The sequence below is a fragment of the Thiocapsa sp. genome (genome assembly GCF_011390875.1).
Lineage (GTDB): Bacteria > Pseudomonadota > Gammaproteobacteria > Chromatiales > Chromatiaceae > Thiocapsa.
Genome location: NZ_JAABRP010000249.1, coordinates 1 through 6,176 on the forward strand (window position 1 = coordinate 1; position 6,176 = coordinate 6,176).

5 protein-coding genes and 1 pseudogene are annotated in these 6,176 nt (G+C 62.0%); 2 read left to right on the top strand and 4 right to left on the bottom strand.

Annotation, left to right across the window (positions count from 1 at the left end; translation table 11 throughout):
* Positions 1-106: 106 nt before the first annotated feature.
* The 3 genes from GPT33_RS16295 to GPT33_RS16305 all read right to left on the bottom strand — a co-directional run bounded on the left by GPT33_RS16295 (position 107) and on the right by GPT33_RS16305 (position 3,897).
* A complete protein-coding gene (locus GPT33_RS16295; RefSeq protein ID WP_296810943.1) occupies positions 107-433 on the bottom strand; it encodes a hypothetical protein in 327 nt (108 codons plus the stop codon).
* Complete coding sequence (locus GPT33_RS16300) at positions 433-1,251, bottom strand: DNA-binding response regulator (RefSeq protein ID WP_296810945.1); 819 nt, start codon at positions 1,249-1,251, stop codon at positions 433-435. The genes GPT33_RS16295 and GPT33_RS16300 overlap by 1 nt, the downstream gene beginning before the upstream one ends.
* 129 nt (positions 1,252-1,380) lie before the next feature.
* Positions 1,381-3,897: a transporter substrate-binding domain-containing protein gene (locus GPT33_RS16305; protein WP_296810947.1), complete on the bottom strand. Its 2,517-nt coding sequence runs from the start codon at positions 3,895-3,897 to the stop codon at positions 1,381-1,383.
* 868 nt (positions 3,898-4,765) lie between these two features.
* Here GPT33_RS16305 and GPT33_RS16310 point away from each other — a divergent pair.
* The gene (locus GPT33_RS16310; RefSeq protein ID WP_296810950.1) at positions 4,766-5,668 is read left to right on the top strand and encodes a DUF6268 family outer membrane beta-barrel protein; all 903 of its coding nucleotides are present in this window, start codon (positions 4,766-4,768) and stop codon (positions 5,666-5,668) included.
* A gap of 117 nt (positions 5,669-5,785) precedes the next feature.
* Positions 5,786-5,968, top strand: coding sequence for a hypothetical protein (locus GPT33_RS16315; RefSeq protein WP_296810951.1), 183 nt, complete (start codon positions 5,786-5,788; stop codon positions 5,966-5,968).
* Positions 5,969-5,982: 14 nt separating this feature from the next.
* Here the strand turns inward: GPT33_RS16315 and GPT33_RS16320 are convergent.
* Positions 5,983-6,176, bottom strand: a pseudogene (locus GPT33_RS16320) (Uma2 family endonuclease); the annotation flags it as partial.

Genomic DNA, 6,176 nt, shown 5'->3' on the forward strand with positions numbered 1-6,176 from the left:
AGGACATCTCCGAAGCCAAACGCAAAATGAAAAAGACGCATTTCGCTCTGGACGCGGTTTAATCTGATTCCGCGCGCAGGCGCGGCGCGGGGCTACCCCGCGCCGTTCAACCCTGCAACGTGACCCGCGCCGCGGCCAAGCGGCGAAATAGCCTGGCATCGCGGCGGATGGGCCACCAGTCGTACAGGAAGATCTCCAGCGGTTTCCAGTTCGCCACCCAGCCGAGGATGATCAGGCTCTCGGCGAGCAACGTGACGCTCGGACGATTGCCGAACAGATAGATCACGGCTTCGGCGCCGACCAGGGAGAGCAACAGGATGAACAGCCCGATCAACAGGTAGATGCGTCCCGTCCGAAACAGCTGATCGATCCGCGCAATGCGGATGTCGATCTCGGCTGGAAGCGGTGCTGCTGCCATGGTCGAACGCGACATCACAGAGTGAGCTCGTCGGGACGTCCATCAACGCAACCGGACTGCAGTCGCCCTTGCCGATACTTCTTTGGCGTCACGCCGAAATGGCGGCCGAAGGCGCGGGTAAAGTCGCCTGCGTTGCGGTAACCGACCCGGTCCGCGATCAACTGGATCTGGAGATCTGTCTCCAGCAATAGGCTACGCCCCCGCTCCAGTCGCATCTCTTGCAGGTATTCGTAGGCGCTCATCCCAACCTGCTCACGAAAGATGCGCGTCAGCCGCTGCTGATTGGTCCCGACCTGATGCGCCAACTCAACCGCGCTCGGCGGATCGACCAGACGCTTCGTCAGCACCGCCACCGCGTCCGTGAAAAGGCGTTGATCGAGCCGGTTCGCCGAGGCTGAAAAGGGGATGTCTTCGAGCTCATCAAGGGCCTGACGGCTCAGGGCATGCACCTGTTGGTGGTCGCCGATCTGCAGGTAGACCCGCGCGAGAACCTCCTGCTCGGAAAACGGCTTGGTGATGTAATCCGCGGCGCCTGCGGCAAACCCCCGCAACTTATCCTCGGTTTCAATCGATGAGGAGAGAAAGATCACCGGGATCGAGCGGGTCCCGGGCGAGGCCTTGAGGCGTCGGCAAACGGTAAAGCCATCGAGTCCCTGCATCCGCACGTCGAGCAGGATCAAATCAGGCTGGCCTTCAGCCGCAATCCTCAGACCGTCTTCGCCGGTCTGCGCCACCAGGAGGTCAATATCGCGTCCCTGCAAGTAGGCGATCAACAGACCGATCGATGCCGGCTGATCGTCGATGATCAAGATACGCGCCATGTTGTCGGCCATGCTGATGGACTCTTTAACACCGTCGAAACGACGACCGATTTTAACCGAGGAAATCCCCTGATCGCAGCCTGACACGGCTCGCAGCACAGTCTTATGCTGACTCGGCAAAGTCCATCGGGCAGCGCTCGATCAATTCGAGGCCGCGGCGGCCAATCGCTTCAATGCCTGTAGATCAAGAGCGCGACAGAGCTGCTCGATGCCCAGCCACATGGGCTTGCGCTCCGAGTCCTTCTCCGCCATCTCCTGCGCCCATCGCTGCAGCCCGACGACCTGACCCATGGCGACCATCGATTGCAAACACTTGCGCTCGTCGGCAGCGAGAGCGAACGACAGCAGCATCTGATCGGGCTGCGGTGCGTCCTCGACTGGAGAGGCGCACTCATACTCCCATTCCAGCGCCAGCGATTCGGCCAGAAGCTTCGCCAGTATCGACTCGGTGAGCGGTTTCATGGCGAATCCATCGAAGTCCAGGTCCTCGCGAAAGCCTTCAGGTCGTTGCGCAGGTGCGGCGGAGATCAGGATCACCGGCGGATGGCACCCCCGCTCCGAAGCACGCAGCGCTTGCAAGCACCCCCAGCCATCGAGACGGGGCATGAATTGATCGACCAAGACCGCGTCCACCGACGCCTCCCACGTCCGGAAACGCTCGATGGCCTCGGCGCCATCGGCTGCCTCGATGACCTCGAATCCCCAACTGCGGCAGCACTCCGACAAGAAGTCGCGACTCGTCGCTTGGTCGTCGGCAATCAGCAAGGTACGACGCCGTCCCGCATAGCCCAGGATAACGAGATCCTCGTCGGCGCCCTGCTCAAGCGCTGTACCAATCGGTAAATGCAGCTGAAATCGGAAGGTACTGCCCGAATCCAGACCCGCGCTGCTGTGTAGACTGATTTCACCGCCCATGGCCGTGGTCAGTTGCTGCGCGATCGCCAGTCCGAGTCCGACGCCGGGCAAACCTCGGTGCCGTTCCAGGCGCTGGAAGGGTTGAAACACCGCCTTGCGCTTCGCCTCCGGAATCCCGACACCGGTATCGCCGACACTGAAGCTCACCAAACAGTCGGCGCCCTTTCCGTTCGCCACTGCGGTCGACTCGACCCGCTCGATGCCGAGATCGATACATCCATCGCGAGTGAATTTGCAGGCATTGTCCAAGAGATTACGCAGGATCTGGGTCAACCGCAGCTCATCGGCAATGACCCAGTCCAAGCTGCCGGTTTCGAGCTTGACGACGAATTGATTATTCCCTCGCGCAGCGAGCGGTCGGTAGGTCGCGGTCAGGTTGCGCGCCACCCGACCGAGCGAGAGTGGCCCCGGCTCGAGCACAATGGGTTTTGCCTCGCCGTGGCTATAGTCGAGGATCTCGTTGATCAGCCTTAGGAGCTGATTGCCGCTCTCGAGGATGATGCCCAGCTGGTCGCGAGACTGTGGTACCTGCCGAGCGAGCAGCCGAGCATAGCCGAGGATGTCGTGCAAGGGTGAGCGCAGCTCGTGGCTGACGGCAGACAGAAAGGCCGACTTGGCCTGGTCGCTCTCTTGCGCCCGGGCCGCCGCTTCGCTCAGGACGCGGGTGCGATCCTTCACCGCCGCCAGCAACCGGGCCTCCAAAGTCGCGTTGAGCTCCTGCAATGCCTCCTTCTTGTGCTGCAACTGTGTCTTGGTCTGCTCCAGCGCGTTTTTTTCTTCGTGGAGCCGAACCTCGGACCGGCGCAGCTCCGATTCGACACGCTGCCGCACCCGAATCTCTTGCGCCAGCCTTCGATTCCAGAGAAAGACAGCGATGACGACCAACGAGGCGGCAGCCAGGATGCCGAACGCCAATCGATAGTCTTCTCGTGATCGCATCTCGAGACGAATCCATTGATCGAGAATGGCGTTGCGATCTTCCTGCGTCATCGAGGCAATGCCCTTATTGATCAGACTGGCCAACTCCGGCCAATCCGCTCGGACCGCCATCGCCTGGGTGTTGATGCCATACTGCGTCGGCGCGGCGACCATCAGGTTCGTGAGCCGATGCTCCTTAACCAGGAATGTGCCTACGGCCAGATTACCGACATAGGCATCGGCTTGCCCCGTCGCTACTGCTGTGAGTGCATCCAGCGCCCCCGGCACCTGAAGGATGTCGATACTTGGAAAGTCCCGCTTGATCTTATCGATGATCAAGAAGCCCTGCTCGGCGACGACTGTCTTCCCGGCCAGGCTGTCCAGGCCAATCAGGTAGGGGCTATCCTGGCGGGTATAGATCACCCAAGGCGCGCTCAGGTAATCATCGGTGACGGCGAACTGCTTTAGCCGTTCCGGCGTCCGCGTAAAGGTCGGCAGCAGATCGTAATGCTGGCGGGGGCCGGCGAGATCGGCAACGGCAGCACCAAAGGTCATTTCCGCGGGGACGTATTCAACGTCGAAACCGAATTGCGCCGCAATATGATCGAGATAATCGACCGCAAGGCCCATTGGCCGGGGCTCTCGGATCATATACGGCGGATACTCGCTGATGCGGACACGGACCGTATGACGAGCGGCCAGCCAAGCGCGCTCCTGATCCGTCAGCCGTAGTGGGCTCACGTCGAGCGTCTGCGCGGTTGCAGCGTAAGGGATCAATAATCCCAGGCCCAGCCCGATCAGCAACAGATTCTTTATGCGCAACATCGTCCAAGCTCACCCCATCTGCTCGGGCACTCCTTCCGACCTGTTGGCGAAAGATGCCTGTTGGCCGCTGATTGGTCCCGATCCGTTGCGCAAGCCCAACGGCTGCGACCACTCCGAGACTCGGTGCCGACGGCATACGCTTTGTCGGTGCAAGCCGTCTTCACAGGCGGTGAACTACAGATCATGACATGACCCGCATGGGATCTCGGTTTGAGTATGCCGGGCACTCCCGGACGGGCAGCCGCAGCTTCAATGTCCTCGGCCGCTCGCCGCGGGCCGTTTGGACGTGTTCCGCAACCTGCCGGATCTGGAAGCCGGCGACGATATCATCGGCGACGCGGAAGTCATACGCTTCGTCGCGACATTGCGGCCGTACCCGAGGACTGAACCAAGCCGACGCCGTTCGAGCTGTCGCGCCGCCGGTGAGCTTGTCGCGGTATGCCATGACCCCATTGACGGAGGATGCGGTCGCGCAGATCCCTGTCGTGTCGAGATTCAGTTTGGGCCGGCCTCGAATTGGACCCCGGCCGAACCTGCTACCCTAGATCCGGCAGTTGAACGGCCCCTGGAGTGTAATCCCGCGCGGTGTCCGGCAAAGCGCAACGAGGCGGCGTAGTGGTTCTACGCCAACGCGTTGCAACGCAGTCGGGCGCCGCGCGGGGCGTGCCCGGGGGTCGTAGCGGCCTTCACCCGGCCGGTGAGTCGTGAGAGGAACGCGATCGTCAAAGCCGTCAAGACCTTGCATGAAGCACGAAGCGGTCAACCGCCGGATCTAGGGTTACAAGCGCTGGTCCGGATCGATCGCGGGATGCTATGTTCCACGCCGTTTCCTCCATCACCTCACCATGATTTCCAGGGAGTGTCTCCGATGCCAGCGCCTTGCCTCGTCCGTGTCGTCTGTGCGGCAATGCTGTCGACCGGGTTTGCCGCGCTCTCCATGGCGCAATCGCCGCCGGGCGTCAGCTTCTCGGTCGCCCCCGTCGTTCAGTTCGACAGCGATCTCGACTCCGGCGGCGATGCCGCCTACGCCGCTGTGCTCATGTCGCTCGGAACGAGCTGGGCGCTGGACGGGCAGTCGTCTCTGGGTGTGCGGCTGCGCCTGGACTACGAGGACTGGGACTTCGACAAACCACTCGGATTCGGCGGTGAGCAGCCGTGGGACAGGCTCTACCGAGCGGGTATCTCCGTACCCTACGGCTTCACGACCGAGAGCGGCTGGCGGTTGGGTCTAAACCCGACGATCGAGTCCTCCGGCGAATCAGGCGCCAACTTTGCGGACACGCTCGAATACGGCGCCACGGCCTCGGTGTCGCGGTCGGTGCGGCCCGATCTCACCCTCGGCCTGGGCGTCGGCGTCTACGAGCGCATCGAGGAGACAAGCGCCTTCCCCTTCCTGATCATCGACTGGCGGATCACCGATCGCTTGCGCCTCACCAACCCCTTCCCGGCCGGCCCGGCCGGTCCGGCGGGGTTGGAACTGTCCTATGTGCTCGATTCGGGCTGGACCGCAGGCGTGGGCGCGGCCTACCGCTCCTATCGCTTTCGACTCGACTCCGATGGACCCTTCCCCGACGGCGTCGGCGAGCACAGGTTCATCCCTGTCTTCGTCCAGCTCGGGCGCAACCTGAGCGAAAACCTTAGCTTCAAGCTCTACGCCGGTGCGGCAACCGGGACCCAGCTGAGGGTCGAGGACGAGAAGGGTCGACGGCTTTTCGAGGAGGATCAGGATCCTGCGGCGATGCTGGGGGTGTCTTTGATCGGGCGCTTCTAGAGCTAAACCGCGTCCGTTGGGATATGGGGGTGCCCATGTTCGGGTTGAGGTTTATGGGTCTTTGATGCGTTTGTGGGGACGCGGTTTAGGAGATTCTTGGATTCGGTTTGGTAAGCTTTGAGTCTTGTTGCAAAGCCGGGACCGACCCTCGCGGTCGAATACAAGGGTGCGGATCGCTGGAAGGCATCGGAAGACGAGCGTCTGATCGGTGATCTTTGGGCCGGCCTCTCGGAGGGCCGTTGCCGATTCGTGATGATCAAGGATAAGCGCCGGAATTGGATCGATCCGCTGTTGTCCTGATCCCGGACCCGGCATCACCGCCTTTCATTACCCCGCAACGCATCGCGATAGCCGCGAATCGCTTGCGAGGTGGTCGGCTCGTCGATGAAGCGCATCAGGAGCGGCAGATCCAATCCGGGCAGGACCTGACTCTCATTCACCGGCTCGTAACGCTCGCCGCGCAGAAAGTAGGGTTGGATAAGGCCCTGGCGCCAGTACCAAACCTCGG

Bases quoted from the DNA above. Each gene is read 5' to 3' on its own strand.
- GPT33_RS16295 (WP_296810943.1), bottom strand. From the start codon at position 433: ATGTCGCGTTCGACCATGGCAGCAGCACCGCTTCCAGCCGAGATCGAC.
- GPT33_RS16300 (WP_296810945.1), bottom strand. From the start codon at position 1,251: ATGGCCGACAACATGGCGCGTATCTTGATCATCGACGATCAGCCGGCA.
- GPT33_RS16305 (WP_296810947.1), bottom strand. From the start codon at position 3,897: ATGTTGCGCATAAAGAATCTGTTGCTGATCGGGCTGGGCCTGGGATTA.
- GPT33_RS16310 (WP_296810950.1), top strand. From the start codon at position 4,766: ATGCCAGCGCCTTGCCTCGTCCGTGTCGTCTGTGCGGCAATGCTGTCG.